A 14264-nucleotide genomic window follows, 5' to 3' on the forward strand; every position below is an offset into this window, starting at 1 on the left:
ACGGAGATCTACACTTCTAGCTTCGTCGGCAGCGTCAGATGTGTATAAGATACATTTATAATATATAATTATAAGATTGTTTGGGGGGAAGGAACATGAATGGTGACTTGACATATTTGAATATTGAGGGATATAAAAATGTGTATAGAAATTTATCACCGGCTCAGTTGGTAGAGTTTTCAATTAAAAGAGGTGAAGGGCTTTTATCCGACAAGGGGGCATTGGTAATTAACACGGGAAAATATACAGGCAGATCTCCTAAGGATAGATTCATAGTTAAACAGAAAAGTATAGAAGACAAAATAAACTGGGGAAACTCAAATTTGCCTGTAGAGGAGAAAGTATTTGATAAATTATATGAAAAGGTTCTAGATTATTTAAAGGGAAAAGATATATTTGTATTTGATGGATTTGTGGGGGCATTAGAGGAATATTCTATGCCTATAAAAGTTATATGTGAAAATGCATCACAGGCGTTATTCAGCACCAACATGTTTAGAAGGCCGAGCCCTGATAAGCTAAAAAACTTTCAGCCGGAATTCAATGTTATAGCTGCACCTGGATTTAAAGGTGAGGGTATAAAGGATGGAATTAATTCAGAAGCATTCATACTTATCAATTTTGATAGAAAAATTATATTGATAGGTGGAACTCATTATTGCGGTGAAATAAAAAAATCTGTATTTTCGGTAATGAATTTTCTATTACCCCAAAAAGGAGTCATGCCTATGCATTGTTCGGCAAATGTAGGTGGAGATGGGAAAACTTCTTTATTCTTCGGACTTTCGGGAACTGGAAAGACCACATTATCTGCAGATGGTCAGAGAAAATTAATTGGTGACGATGAACATGGATGGTGCGATAAGGGTGTATTTAATTTTGAAGGTGGATGTTATGCCAAAACTATAAGGCTTGATAGACAAAAAGAACATGAGATATATGAGGCCATAAAATTTGGTACTGTTCTTGAAAATGTAGTGACAGATGAATATAGAGTTCCTGATTATAATGACAATAGATATACGGAAAATACACGAGCAGCATATCCTGTTGAATATATAGACAATATAGAGGAAAGCGGAGTGGGGGGAAATCCGCAGACTGTAATATTCTTAACTGCAGATGCTTATGGAGTAATGCCTCCTATATCCAAATTATCTAAGGAAGCAGCTATGTATCATTTTATGTCAGGTTATACCAGCAAAGTATCGGGAACGGAAAGAGGTATAACTGATCCTGAAACAACATTTTCAGCATGCTTTGGAGAACCCTTTATGTTGATGAATCCCATAGTTTATGCTAAATTGCTAGGTGAAAAAATAGATAAATATGATGCAGAAGTGTATTTGGTGAACACAGGCTGGATAGGTGGCGGATATGGAGTTGGAAACAGAATAGATCTGCCATATACGAGGGCGATGGTAAGAGCAGCTCTGGAGGGTAAGCTTAGAAATGTGAATTTTATAGAACATCCTGTGTTTAAGGTGATGATGCCTACACAATGTCCTGGGGTTCCAGATAAAATATTGAATCCAAGGAATATGTGGGAAGATAAAAAAGCCTATGATTCCAAAGCACAGGAATTATCTGTAAAGTTCTATAATAATTTTAAAAGATTTGATGGAATTTCACAAAATATAATCAATGCTGGACCAAAAATCAGATCTTTAAGTCATATATAATATTTTACAAGTCTGTTCGTATTATAATAGTATTTTAACCACCAGGAGTAAATTGTAATTTACTGTTGGCGGTTAATTTTTTTATATGCAATCGTTATGTTAAATGTAAGAGTAGACATGGATGTCTAATAAAATTATAATAGAGGATATGTAGATTTATAGATGGCAATTGTTAATACTTGACAAATATCTGTTAATACTTGATAATTATCAGGAAATCTCTAAATTTATATAGTTGAAATAAAATACGGTGTATAAATTAATTTGCCAAGAAAGGAAGTAATGATGTATGGAAATAATCTTTATTATCAAAGCTGTTATTATTGGAATAGTAGAGGGAATAACTGAATTTCTTCCCATATCGTCTACAGGACATATGATAATAGTAGGAAATTTAATAAATTTTAAAGCACCTACTTATAATAAAGTTTACATAGATACCTTTGAGATTGTAATCCAACTTGGAGCGATATTGGCTATAGTAGTACTTTATTGGAATAAGATATTTAATTCCCTTAAGAACCTTGCACCTGGTAAATGGGGGTTTAGACTCTGGTTCAGTATATTGGTTGCCTTTATACCTTCTGCAGCTGCTGGATTCTTTCTTAATGATATTATTCAGGAAAGATTGTTTAATCCGATTACTGTTTCCTGTGCCCTTGTATTTGGGGGTGTACTCATGATATATATGGAGAATAAATATAGAAGGGGAAATAGTATTAAAAGAATTGAGGATGTAAATATTGTACAGGCATTTAAAATTGGATGTTTTCAGTGCTTGTCATTGTGGCCTGGAATGTCAAGATCTGCATCTACAATAATTGGAGGCTGGGTAAGCGGGCTCACCAATGTAGCTGCAGCGGAATTCTCTTTTTTTCTGGCTATACCAACTATGATAGCGGCATCTGGATGGTCTCTTATAAAAATTAAAATATCCATGAGCCCCATTCAGATAATTGGACTTGTCATAGGATTTGTAATTTCATTTTTAGTGGCACTGGTAGTTGTGGATAAGTTCATAGGATTTTTGAAGAGAAAACCTATGAGAGTATTTGCCGTATACAGAATATTTATAGGAATAATAGTACTTGTTCTAGCTTTTGCAAAAGTTATAAGTATTTAAAATTAAGCATATATATTTGAAGTAAAGTTAGATATAAATTGTCTCATTAATAAATATGTATGAATCATATGCTGCACGAATAACCTGTAAGAGAGTTGATTTATGTTATTTTTAATTCTAAATAATATTTATTTTTTATAACATATTTCAGTAATTTAGTGTAGAATATTTAATAAGGCGAAACTTGATAAATTTTTAGGAGGGGTACTGAGATGAATTATAATGTGGCTGTAGTTGGATGTACTGGAATGGTAGGAAGAAAATTTCTTCAAGTATTGGAAGAAAGAAATTTTCCAATAAAAAATTTGTATTTGTATGCTTCTGCTAAGTCCAGTGGAAAAGTGCTAAAATTTAAAGATAGGGATTTTGTTGTAGAAGAGTTAGATGAAAAAAATGTAAAAAACAAAAAAATAGATATTGCATTGTTTTCAGCAGGAGCAAGTGTAAGTCTTAAATTTGCACCTGTATTTTCAAAATATGGAGCAGTAGTTGTGGATAACAGCAGTGCCTGGAGAATGGATAAACGGATACCTTTAGTGGTTCCTGAAGTAAATCCGGAAGATATAAAATGGAATAGTGGAATAATTGCCAATCCCAATTGTTCTACAATACAGGCAGTGGTGGCAATTAAGCCTTTATATGATAGATATGGCATAAAGAGAATAGTATATTCTACATATCAAGCTGTATCTGGTGCTGGAATGGGTGGCTATAATGATCTTATGGAAGGCTATAAGGGAAATCCGCCTAAGAAATTTCCCTATCCAATAGCGGGAAATATACTTCCACATATAGATGTTTTTTTGGACAATGGCTATACTAAAGAGGAAATGAAGATGATAAATGAAACTAGAAAAATACTTCATGATGATACTTTAAAGATTACAGCTACCACAGCTAGAGTGCCAGTAGTGTATGGACACAGTGAGAGCATAAATGTAGAACTTGAGAAAGATTTCAACATAGAAGATATATTCCAATTATACGGAGATTGTAAAGGAATAATATTAAAAGATGATGTTGAGAATTTAGTGTATCCTATGCCTTTGGACTGCGCCGGAAAGGATGAGGTGTTTGTAGGAAGAATAAGGAGAGATTTTAGTGTGGACAGAGGACTCAATCTATGGGTTGTAGCGGATAATATAAGAAAAGGTGCTGCTACAAATGCTGTCCAAATAGCAGAATGTATAATTAAAGATGAAAAATAATATATTTTATTAAATATTTTAATGATGAGGTGTTATTATGAGTTTATTTAAAGGCTCGGGAGTTGCTATAATTACTCCTTTTAATGATAGTGGAGTGGATTTTAAGAAATTGAAGGAATTGCTCAAGTGGCAGATTGAGTCAGGTACTGATGCCATAATAATTTGTGGAACTACTGGAGAAGCTTCTACTATGACAGAAAAGGAAAGAAAAGATACTATAAAGTTTACTGTAGATACAGTTAAAGGAAGAATCCCAGTTATTGCAGGAACAGGAAGTAACTGTACTGAAACTGCTGTAAATATGAGCAAATGGGCAGAAAGTATAGGCGTAGATGGAGTTTTGGTAATTACGCCTTACTATAATAAAACTACACAAAAGGGACTGGTGGAACATTTTAAAGCAGTTGCTTCAAGTATAAAAACACCCATAGTTATATACAATGTACCAGGGAGAACTGGATTGAATTTAAGACCTAAAACACTGGAAAAATTATGCCAGATAGAAAATATTCAGGCTATTAAGGAGGCCAGTGGAAATATAAGTCAGATTGCTCAGGTAAAAGCACTGTGTGGAGATAAGATAGATCTGTATTCAGGAAACGATGATCAGACAATACCTATACTTTCCCTGGGAGGAATAGGCGTTATATCTGTACTTGCCAACATTATTCCTAAAGACATGCATGATATGTGTAAGTTGTTTTTAGAGGGGAAAGTGGAAGAGGCAGCAGCTATGCAGTTAAAGGCATTGTCATTGATGAATACTATGTTTATAGAGACAAATCCTATACCTATAAAGACAGCTATGAATATTTTGGGAATGAATGTAGGTCATTTGAGACTTCCACTCTGCAGTATGTCAGAAGAGAACCTGAAGATCGTGAAATCAGAACTTAAAAATTATGGACTTTTGAAATAAAAATAGAATGAATTATTGAGAATATTATGTAAATGGAAAATTTCATTTCGTAAATTTAACGTGAAAGACAAGCTACTTTCACGTTAAATTGTATGTAATGGGTTTTAATTTTTTAAAATAAATAATTTTAAGGAGAGATATAAATGGTGAGGGTTATATTGAATGGATGTAATGGTAAAATGGGGAAGGTAATAACAGGTCTGGCAGAAAAGAATTCAGAAGTGTCCATAGTAGCAGGAGTGGATAAGAATTCTGCAGAGAATAAATTTCCTGTTTTTCACAATATAGGAGAATGTGATGTGGATGCGGATGTTATACTAGATTTCTCAAGACCTGAAGCATTGGATTCGCTTATTGAATATGGAAATAAAAAAAACATTGGAGTAATATTCTGCACCACTGGATATAGTGAACAGCAAATAAATAAGATAAAAGAAGCTTCAAATAGTATTCCCATCTTTAGATCCGCAAATATGTCCATAGGTATAAATGTGATAAATAAAGTATTAAAAGATATAAGTGTCCTTCTATATAAAAATTTTGATATAGAGATAATAGAAAAGCATCACAACCAGAAAGTTGATGCCCCAAGTGGGACGGCATTATTACTGGGAAATACCATAAAGAATTCCATATCAGAGGATATAAATTTTGTAAATGGAAGAGAGGGAATCAGAAAAAGAGCTCATAATGAAATAGGTATCCATGCAGTGAGAGGCGGAAGCATAGTAGGAGAGCATGAGGTTATATTTGCCGGACAGGGTGAAACCATAGAGATAAAACATACAGCTATTTCAAGAGAAGTATTTGCAGTAGGGGCCTTAAAAGCCTGTGAGTTTATGTATGGTCGAAAGAGCGGATTCTATTCCATGGATGATGTAATTTCATAAAGATCAAGTAGTTCTTTTTACTTGAAAAGGTGCTGAATAATATTCATTGTATAAAAGGTTTGGATGGAGAAGGAGTATTCCTCATAAACAAACTCCATCTGAACCTAAAAAATGCTTGACGGTTCTAAAAATGACTTGCTATCCAGTCTTCTATTTTTCCCATGGAAGTTTTAAGTTTATCCATGCTGTAGGCATAGGATATTCTAATATGCCCTTCGCCTTTTGTTCCAAAAGCGGAGCCGGGTACAACGGCTACTTTGGCTTCCTTTAAGAGCTTTTCACAGAATTCTTCACTTTTCATGTTGAAATTTTTTATTGAGGGAAAAACGTAAAAAGCGCCTCTAGGTAGATTCAGTTCAAATCCCAGAGATTTTAATTTATTATATATGTAATCTCTTCTTTCAATAAATTTTGAGCACATGTAATCTACATCCTTCATACAGCTTTTTAATCCTGCATAGGCTCCCCACTGGGATATGGATGGAGCACAGGACACGTTGTACTGATGAACTTTCATTATTTCATCCATAAATGATTTATGGGCACATACATAACCTATCCTGAGGCCTGTCATTGAAAACATTTTGGAAAAACCGCTGACTAATATAATGTGATCTTTTATATCATTGTATTGAGCCGGGGAAAAATAATCCTTTTCAAAATTTAATGAAGCGTAGATCTCATCACTTATTACAATCAATTTATTTTTCTTAATCAAATTATAAAGTTTCCTATTGTCATCTCCAGACAAAACGGCACCAGTGGGATTGGAAGGGTATGATAAAACCATTACCTTGGGCTTTTCATTTTCAAGTGTTCTTTTCAAATTGTCAAAGTCTATAGAGAAATCATCTTTTAAATTATAGGTGACTATATTTCCACCTAAAATTTTTACACAGCTTTCGTAAGCTGGGTAAGCGGGATTTGGTATGAGTATTTTATCGCCGCTGTTTATCAATGCTGCAAACACATCCATCAGTGCTTCACTTCCACCTATGGTTATGCAGATCTCATCTTTACTATAATTTATATGAAATCCCTTAAGATATTTTGATATTTCCTCTCTTAGTTCTATGATACCCGCATTTGAAGTATATGTAGTTTTGTTGTCTTCAATAGCTTTTATCATAGCTGTTTTGATTTTACCGGGTACATTGAAATCAGGCTGTCCTAAAGTTAGTGATATTGCATCCGGATATTGGATAACTTTGTTGTAAAATTTTCTGATACCTGAAATTTCCACGGATTGTACATTTCTTGATATGCTGTTCAAGTTTACACTTCCTATCTATTTTGAATTATCGTATCATTATTGCTAATACTCCCTGAAAAAAACTTTATTTTTTCTTTATCTTTAATATATTTTTATTATACTTTTATATTTTACAATTTTAAATGAACATAGTAAATAGATTATGAGGAGAATGATACCATTGATACAAAAAGTATTGGAGTTAAAAGGAGTTTTTAAAAAAAGAGGAAAGGTACAAGTCTTAAAAGACATTGCTTTTTCCATAAATGCAGGTGAGATCTGCGGTCTTGTAGGGAAAAATGGTGCTGGAAAGACTACATTGATCAAAATTATAACCAGTATGTTGTCCACGGATAAAGGTGAAATTCTAATAGAAGGAAAAGATCTTAAAACTGAAAGAGAAAAAGCACTGAAAAATATAGGGGCTATAGTGGAGAAACCGGAGTTTTACGGTTATATGACTGGAAGACAGAACTTGAATTATATAGCCGGCATGATGGAAAGCGTTACAAAAGATAAGATAGAAGATGTCATAAAATATTCTAAATTAGGTTCAAAAATTGATAAAAAGGTAAAAACATATTCTCTGGGAATGAAGCAGAGGCTGGGGCTTGCCCAGGCGCTTATGGGCCGCATATCCCTTTTGATATTGGATGAACCTACAAATGGGTTGGATCCAATCGGGGTTGTGGAACTTAAAAATACTATAAAGATTTTAGCTGAGGAAAAGGGGGTAAGTGTTCTTATATCTTCACATATTTTAAGTGAAATAGAGAGTATATGTACAAAGGTTGTTTTTATAGATGAGGGTAAAATTGTGGGCGTTGAAAAAATAGGCAGCAATTCCAAAGCCAGTAGTGCAAAAAACATGTTTATAAAAACGAATTTATCTGAAAAGGCATCGGAAATTATAAAAAATATATTTGATGTAAAACTGTTGGAAGTAAAAAATGATGGAGTCTCAATTTTAATAAATACTGAATCATGTGATTTATTTACGGTATTGAAAAGATTACATGACAGCGGAATAATTGTGGAAGGCTGTTTTGAAATAAAGCAAAATCTGGAAGATAAATTTATAAAGATGATGGGGGTAAATGATGATGAATAAATATATATGGGAGGAATTAAAAAGGATAGTTGTTAAAAAGAAAATTTGGATTGTCATTGTCCTTATGGTTACAATTGGATTTGGATTGATAATCACCTTGAAAACAAATACTCTGGAAGCACAATCCCAGAAATATAAAGCTCTTCTTGTCAATCAAAAAATAGGCAGAGATAAAGCCGATTCAGAATTGAAAAAGGCCGAGTTTTCCAGAGATATAGTGGGTACACAGAAGGAGATAAAAGATAGAGAAGAGCAGCTCAATGAAATAAAAAATTATGATAAATCAAAATTGGATGAGCGAATTCAAAAATTGGAAAGGGAAAATAACCCTGAGAATGAATACAAGCTGCTTCAATTGAAATATGAGAAAAAATATAATATAGAAAAAAATGAGCTTATACCAAAGGGAATGTATTCAGCTATGGAAATTCTGGCGTATTTTATACCGGTGTTTTTTTTACTTATTCTCATTGTATTCTTGTCCGACATAGTGTCAGGAGATTACTCTCCGAACACAATTAAGAATTTGGTTACAAAACCTATTTCAAGGAAGAAAATCATTATGTCCAAGTTTGTTGCTGCCATAATCTTAAGTACAGGTACGTTGATTGTAAGTACCTTAATATTCATACTGGAAGGTGGAATTCACCTTGGCATTTCAGATTTAAGGCTGCCTTTTGATGTAGGCGCAAAGTATGTTTTTGACAGCTCTCTCATATTGAGTCCAATAACCTCACAGATGAGGTATGTAAATGGAAGCAGATCAATTATTCCCCTCTGGAGTGCAATTATTGAAATGGTGTTGATTGCAATAATTGTTTCAATAGCCATTGTATCAATAATTCTGTTCATATCGGTTTTATGCAGAAATTCACTTATTTCATCTCTTATAAGTTTTATGTTAATTGGAGGAACGGCCGTCTGGTATCTTTTTGGTTTTGCAGGCAGATATGTTGTATCGGCAAAATACGGGGTTTTGGTAAAATTTCTGCCTGTTCCATATATAGTTGACGTAATAAGCACATTGAGTGGTGATATTTCTGTGCAACTTACCAGTACCATAAATGTAGCTTTTATATTGATAACCTGTTTAGCATGGACTCTAGTCATGCTGTTTTTAAGCAGTTATGTTTTTGGCAAAAGGGATTTTGATTGAAAATACAAAGTGCTATAATTTTAAATTGGGTGATTGATGTGAGGGAAAATATATTGATAATAGATGATGACAATGACATAAGGAATATGCTTGTAAATTATTTTCAAAAGGAAAGCTATACGGTATATAATGCTTCTGATGGAGAAAAAGGTCTGGAAATTTTAAAATCAAAGCCAGTTTCTCTGATAATTCTGGACATTATGATGCCCAAGATGGACGGATATACCATGCTGTCTAAACTCAGGAAATTCTCGAGTCTGCCTGTTATACTTCTCACTGCAAAAGACCAGCAAATGGACAAGATAAAAGGGTTCATAGCTGGATGTGATGATTATATAGTAAAGCCCTTTGATTTTACGGAACTCTCATTGAGGGTGATGGCTGTACTCAGGAGAGCTAAAGCCGGTAATACCCTGCAAAACCATATGCTGAAAATTAGGGATATAGAAATAAATACCCTGGAGCATACAGTAAAAAAAGATAATGTGGAAGTTGTGCTTACTCCAAAGGAATATGAAATTTTGTACACGCTGGCATCAAATAGGGGACGGGTATATTCCACCAGGACACTCTATGAGATAATCTGGAAGGATACCTTTCTGGAAAATGACAATACTGTAACCATGCATGTTAAAAATTTAAGGAGAAAACTGGGAGATAGTGTTAAGCAGGGTAAATACATAAAAACTATATGGGGAGTAGGTTATAAAATTGAAAAGGATATTTAAACTCAGGAGTGAACTGGCTTTTTCTGCAGTTTTTTCGGTGATTATATCACTTGTACTTGCAGTTTTTTTGAGAGAATTTGTTTTGGGTTCTTTTTTGAATAGTTATAATGGCACTCCTGAATATATATATAAAAACATGATTGCCCCAGTTGAACAGGACTTGAAAAATATGGATATGAATAATTCTGGAAAATTACAAAAATATATGGACAGAGAATATAGTATGACCTATTTTATTTTTGTAGTGAGAAAAGATGGAGGGGTGATAGCTTCAAATAATAGAGAAATTAAAAGTATAGATAATGATCAGATTGAAAATGGAAAAAGAACATTTAAATTTTTAAATGCCCATAGAGATAATCTGGTTAAAATAACCAGGTGTGATTACCTAAAAGATGGGTATTATCTGTATTACATATATACTGGCTATGGTAAATTGGATAATAGCAATATTGTAGGTGTAATGGCAATTTTAATCTTCATAATTGTATTTTTCACGCTCATATGGAAACGCATATCTTATATATCCAAAATAAAATCAACAGTTAGAAGTATTGCCGAAGGCGATCTATCCGAAAGAGTCCCTCTTAAATATAAAAACGAACTTAGAGAATTATCTGAAGACATAAATTATATGGCTTCAAGGATTGAAGGAGAGGAGAAAAACAGAAATGAATTCTTAACCAATATATCCCATGATCTGAGAACTCCTTTAACTACTATACTGGGGTATATAGACATGATTAAAAATGGAAAATATGATTCGAAACGTGAACTTGAGGATTATATAGATATAATGAATAAAAAAGGATTGTATTTAAAAAGTATGCTGGATGATTTTTTCGAATATTCGAAACTGTCTTCTAAGGACATAATACTTGAAAGGCAATGTCTGGAGTTAAATGAATTGGCACGGCAGGTGGCTGAAGAAGAGGAAGATGAATTTATACGGAAAGGCTTGAAGCTTTCACTCAAATTACCTCAGGAATCTATTGGTATCAAAGCAGATCCCAATCTGTTTCTGAGGGCAGTGAATAATCTTTTAAGCAATGCGCTCAAGTATTCTAAAGATGGTACAATTGTTGAATTCAATGTAAGCAGGGAAAAATACAATGATAGTTTTTATTCAGTGGTTTCAGTATCAAATGTTCCTGAAACTCCAATTGGCGATGAAGATATAGAAAATTTTTTTGAAAGACTGTATAAAGGTGATTTGTCCAGAAAAAAAGAGGGCAGCGGCCTGGGCTTGTCCATTGTAAGAGAAATAGTCAAACACCACGGTGGGTTTGTAAAGGCATGTAGGGAAAACGAGAAGCTGGTGTTTAAAATATTCATGGATGTAAAGTGCTAAAACTTAATATTATTAAATGTTTCCTAATTATAAAAAAGATAACTTTGTTGTTGTCTTTTTTAATTTGAAAATTAATTTATATGTAATGCAATATCATACAAGAATTATTGATTTATTTATGGTATCTTTAAAAACGAGTAGAAAGGAGTATTATAAAATGCAAAAGGAAGCTCGAACTGTTTATTTAGATAAGGAGTTAAATATAGAAGCTTATAATTTTAAAGGAATTAAGCAGAAATTTCCCAACCATTTTCACGAGTATTATGTTATTGGCTTTATTAAAAATGGAAGGCGGCATTTGTCTTGTAAAAATAAAGAATACGATATTAAAAATGGTGATTTAATTTTATTTAATCCTCATGACAATCATACTTGTGAACAGATTGATGGAAGGGCACTTGATTATAGATGCTTAAATATTAAACCTGATGCAATGAAACAAATTGTATTTGAAATTACAGGTAAAAATTATATGCCGTATTTTACAGAGCCTGTAATATTCAATAATGATATTGTGACATCATTACAGGAATTATACTTTATGATTATGCAAGGTGAAAAAGATTTTAAAAAAGAGGAAATTTTTTTGTTTATAATTGAACAATTGATAACTGAGTATGCTAAACCAATATCTGCAGCTGTTATACAGGAAATAAATACGGAGATTAAAACAGTATGTGACTTTCTGGAAAAAAATTATATGAAAAATATTACACTGAATGATCTGAGTAATCTGACAGGGATAAGTAAATACAATTTGGTGCGTTCATTTACCAAGCAAAAAGGAATATCACCTTATAGTTATCTTGAGAGCATTCGTATAGATAAATCTAGGAAATTTTTGGAAAATGGAATTAGCCCAATAGAGGTTGCATTAAATACAGGATTTACTGACCAAAGCCATTTTAGTAAATTTTTCAAAAAGTTCATTGGTTTGACTCCAAAACAATATATGAATATTTTTATAGATAAATTTACGGACAAAGGAGAATATGAATGAATAAACAAGAGAACATAAAATGTGTCATGGTAATAAATGAAGATCTTCCATTGGGGGTGATTGCAAATACATCAGCAATATTGGGCATTACCTTAGGAAAACATATTCCTGAATTAGTAGGCAAAGATGCTGCTGACGCTTCCGGGAAAAAGCATCTAGGTATTATTACAATTCCAGTACCGATTTTAAAGGGGAATAAAGAGATTATTAGAGAATTAAGAGAAAAACTATATACTTCTGATTTTGATGATGTTATTGCGGTTGACTTTTCGGATGTTGCACAAAGTTGCAATGTTTACAGTGAGTATCTACAGAAAGTATCAACTGTTTTGGAAAATCAGCATACATATTTTGGAATTGCTATTTTTGGTAATAAGAAGAAAATTAATAAATTAACAGGTAGTATGCCTTTGTTAAGATAGTCAATATTCACAAATTCATAATAGCCGCCTAACTTAAATAACCACAGTTCCCTAATTAATCAAAAAAAAGTTACAACTTAAAAAACAGTATTAAAAGTACAAGGTAGTTTAATTATTGATATTTCAATAATTAAACTACCTTGTACTTTCTTTGGAGGCGCCACCCAGATTTGAACTGGGGATGAAGGTTTTGCAGACCTCTGCCTTACCACTTGGCTATAGCGCCGTGTATAAATGGAGCGGAAGACGGGATTTGAACCCGCGACGTTCACCTTGGCAAGGTGACGCTCTACCACTGAGCCACTCCCGCACATTTAAAATGAATGGTGGCCAGACCAGGAATCGAACCAGGGACACGAGGATTTTCAGTCCTCTGCTCTACCGACTGAGCTATCTGGCCACATGGCGACCCAGAAGGGGTTCGGACCCTCGACCTCCGGCGTGACAGGCCGGCACTCTAACCAACTGAGCCACTGGGCCATAATATGGTGGGCACAACAGGGCTCGAACCTGTGACCCTCTGCTTGTAAGGCAGATGCTCTCCCAGCTGAGCTATGCGCCCATAAGCACATTATTACCACGACAATTCATATTATATATTGAGTTCTATATATTGTCAATACCTTGCATAAAAAAATCAGCCGGGCTGTAGTGGATTTCAAAATTGTTGCTAATATATTCTTATTTGGAATTTATTCTATATATTGATCAATATTTTGAAAATGTTGATTTTAGTATGTCGATATTTGACAATAGAAATTTGAATATAGATTTTGTTTAGATGCATACTATTTTTGAAGGGAGTGTGAATAATGCTGTTATTAACTATAGTTTACAATAAAGAAAGAGAAAATGTAATACAGGGAATCCAGGAATTAAAGGAATATTTTAGACATAAAGGTGTGCTTATTGGGATATATGAAAGTATAGAATCTGATACTCACTTCCTTAAGTTATTTTGTGATAGAGAAATTAATAGCAAACTTATGAATATATTCAATATGTATGTTGCAAATATTATATATGGTATAGTAATAGAGGAATTTTGTGAAAAAGATATCTTGAATTTTTTGTCTGATGAATATTTTTTTCTCAAATATGATGAATTGGAAGAAATCAAACTAGAAAGTATAAGAGTGCTAAAGGGCGAGATGAAAATTATAGATGATAATTCTATATCCTGTATAAATAAAAGAAATGAGATACTAGATAAAATATCAAGTTGTATAAGTGAGAACAATGAAATAAATATAGATGGATTTGTGACTTTTAGAATAAAAGAACTTTTAGACGATTTAGAAAGTATAGTTGATAAAGTAGTGGAAAAATATATGGTAAATAAAGAATATAATGAATTTATAAAGCTTTTAAAATATTTTGTAGAAATTCAGGAAAGTAAAATAGATTATTTAAGTATAATAA

At 33.0% G+C, this 14264-nt stretch carries 13 protein-coding genes and 5 tRNA genes; 12 read left to right on the forward strand and 6 right to left on the reverse strand.

Features of this window, described 5'->3' with window-relative positions; translation table 11 throughout:
* Window positions 1-95 precede the first annotated feature (95 nt).
* The 5 genes from pckA to dapB all read left to right on the forward strand — a co-directional run bounded on the left by pckA (window position 96) and on the right by dapB (window position 5822).
* A complete protein-coding gene (gene pckA, locus J5G60_RS10890) occupies window positions 96-1682 on the forward strand; it encodes a phosphoenolpyruvate carboxykinase (ATP) (RefSeq protein ID WP_150358327.1) in 1587 nt (528 codons plus the stop codon).
* A 289-nt stretch (window positions 1683-1971) separates the two neighbouring features.
* The gene (locus J5G60_RS10895; protein WP_150358328.1) at window positions 1972-2805 is read left to right on the forward strand and encodes an undecaprenyl-diphosphate phosphatase; all 834 of its coding nucleotides are present in this window, start codon (window positions 1972-1974) and stop codon (window positions 2803-2805) included.
* Between the two features lie 212 nt (window positions 2806-3017).
* Window positions 3018-4013 (forward strand): aspartate-semialdehyde dehydrogenase, encoded by a 996-nt coding sequence (locus J5G60_RS10900; RefSeq protein WP_150358329.1) that lies wholly within the window; start codon window positions 3018-3020, stop codon window positions 4011-4013.
* A 37-nt stretch (window positions 4014-4050) separates the two neighbouring features.
* A complete protein-coding gene (dapA, locus tag J5G60_RS10905) occupies window positions 4051-4932 on the forward strand; it encodes a 4-hydroxy-tetrahydrodipicolinate synthase (protein WP_150358330.1) in 882 nt (293 codons plus the stop codon).
* A gap of 143 nt (window positions 4933-5075) precedes the next feature.
* Window positions 5076-5822, forward strand: coding sequence for a 4-hydroxy-tetrahydrodipicolinate reductase (gene dapB, locus J5G60_RS10910; protein WP_150358331.1), 747 nt, complete (start codon window positions 5076-5078; stop codon window positions 5820-5822).
* 124 nt (window positions 5823-5946) lie between these two features.
* Here the strand turns inward: dapB and J5G60_RS10915 are convergent, their stop codons facing one another.
* A complete protein-coding gene (locus J5G60_RS10915; protein WP_179977894.1) occupies window positions 5947-7095 on the reverse strand; it encodes a pyridoxal phosphate-dependent aminotransferase in 1149 nt (382 codons plus the stop codon).
* Between the two features lie 151 nt (window positions 7096-7246).
* On the opposite strand from J5G60_RS10915, the gene J5G60_RS10920 reads away from it, so the two are divergent.
* The 6 genes from J5G60_RS10920 (at window position 7247) to J5G60_RS10945 (ending at window position 12842) form a co-directional block, all read left to right on the forward strand.
* On the forward strand, window positions 7247-8185 hold the full coding sequence (locus J5G60_RS10920; protein WP_442870521.1) for an ABC transporter ATP-binding protein: 939 nt from the start codon (window positions 7247-7249) through the stop codon (window positions 8183-8185).
* Window positions 8178-9341: an ABC transporter permease gene (locus J5G60_RS10925; RefSeq protein WP_150358333.1), complete on the forward strand. Its 1164-nt coding sequence runs from the start codon at window positions 8178-8180 to the stop codon at window positions 9339-9341. The genes J5G60_RS10920 and J5G60_RS10925 overlap by 8 nt, the downstream gene beginning before the upstream one ends.
* A 38-nt stretch (window positions 9342-9379) precedes the next feature.
* Window positions 9380-10069, forward strand: coding sequence for a response regulator transcription factor (locus J5G60_RS10930; protein WP_150358339.1), 690 nt, complete (start codon window positions 9380-9382; stop codon window positions 10067-10069).
* Window positions 10053-11420 (forward strand): HAMP domain-containing sensor histidine kinase, encoded by a 1368-nt coding sequence (locus tag J5G60_RS10935; protein WP_150358334.1) that lies wholly within the window; start codon window positions 10053-10055, stop codon window positions 11418-11420. The genes J5G60_RS10930 and J5G60_RS10935 overlap by 17 nt, the downstream gene beginning before the upstream one ends.
* A gap of 157 nt (window positions 11421-11577) precedes the next feature.
* Window positions 11578-12420, forward strand: coding sequence for a helix-turn-helix domain-containing protein (locus J5G60_RS10940; RefSeq protein ID WP_150358335.1), 843 nt, complete (start codon window positions 11578-11580; stop codon window positions 12418-12420).
* Window positions 12417-12842 (forward strand): DUF2000 domain-containing protein, encoded by a 426-nt coding sequence (locus J5G60_RS10945; RefSeq protein ID WP_150358336.1) that lies wholly within the window; start codon window positions 12417-12419, stop codon window positions 12840-12842. Before J5G60_RS10940 ends, J5G60_RS10945 begins: the two co-directional genes overlap by 4 nt.
* A 152-nt stretch (window positions 12843-12994) precedes the next feature.
* On the opposite strand, the gene J5G60_RS10950 is transcribed toward J5G60_RS10945, so the two are convergent.
* From J5G60_RS10950 to J5G60_RS10970, 5 genes are all read right to left on the reverse strand, one after another.
* Window positions 12995-13068, reverse strand: a tRNA-Cys gene (locus J5G60_RS10950).
* 9 nt (window positions 13069-13077) lie between these two features.
* Window positions 13078-13152: transfer RNA gene (locus tag J5G60_RS10955), tRNA-Gly, on the reverse strand.
* A 14-nt stretch (window positions 13153-13166) separates the two neighbouring features.
* Window positions 13167-13242 (reverse strand) — tRNA-Phe (locus tag J5G60_RS10960).
* 3 nt (window positions 13243-13245) lie between these two features.
* Window positions 13246-13322, reverse strand: a tRNA-Asp gene (locus J5G60_RS10965).
* 6 nt (window positions 13323-13328) lie between these two features.
* A tRNA-Val gene (locus J5G60_RS10970) sits at window positions 13329-13404 on the reverse strand.
* Between the two features lie 250 nt (window positions 13405-13654).
* On the opposite strand from J5G60_RS10970, the gene ytxC reads away from it, so the two are divergent.
* Window positions 13655-14264, forward strand: a 610-nt coding sequence (gene ytxC / locus J5G60_RS10975; RefSeq protein WP_150358337.1) for a sporulation protein YtxC, incomplete at its 3' end; no start/stop codon positions are given.

It is taken from the genome of Clostridium sp. HV4-5-A1G (assembly GCF_900184915.1).
GTDB classification, from domain to species: domain Bacteria; phylum Bacillota; class Clostridia; order Clostridiales; family Clostridiaceae; genus Clostridium_B; species Clostridium_B aromativorans.

Bases quoted from the DNA above. Each gene is read 5' to 3' on its own strand.
- pckA (WP_150358327.1), top strand. From the start codon at position 96: ATGAATGGTGACTTGACATATTTGAATATTGAGGGATATAAAAATGTG.
- J5G60_RS10895 (WP_150358328.1), top strand. From the start codon at position 1,972: ATGGAAATAATCTTTATTATCAAAGCTGTTATTATTGGAATAGTAGAG.
- J5G60_RS10900 (WP_150358329.1), top strand. From the start codon at position 3,018: ATGAATTATAATGTGGCTGTAGTTGGATGTACTGGAATGGTAGGAAGA.
- dapA (WP_150358330.1), top strand. From the start codon at position 4,051: ATGAGTTTATTTAAAGGCTCGGGAGTTGCTATAATTACTCCTTTTAAT.
- dapB (WP_150358331.1), top strand. From the start codon at position 5,076: ATGGTGAGGGTTATATTGAATGGATGTAATGGTAAAATGGGGAAGGTA.
- J5G60_RS10920 (WP_442870521.1), top strand. From the start codon at position 7,247: ATGATACCATTGATACAAAAAGTATTGGAGTTAAAAGGAGTTTTTAAA.
- J5G60_RS10925 (WP_150358333.1), top strand. From the start codon at position 8,178: ATGAATAAATATATATGGGAGGAATTAAAAAGGATAGTTGTTAAAAAG.
- J5G60_RS10940 (WP_150358335.1), top strand. From the start codon at position 11,578: ATGCAAAAGGAAGCTCGAACTGTTTATTTAGATAAGGAGTTAAATATA.
- J5G60_RS10945 (WP_150358336.1), top strand. From the start codon at position 12,417: ATGAATAAACAAGAGAACATAAAATGTGTCATGGTAATAAATGAAGAT.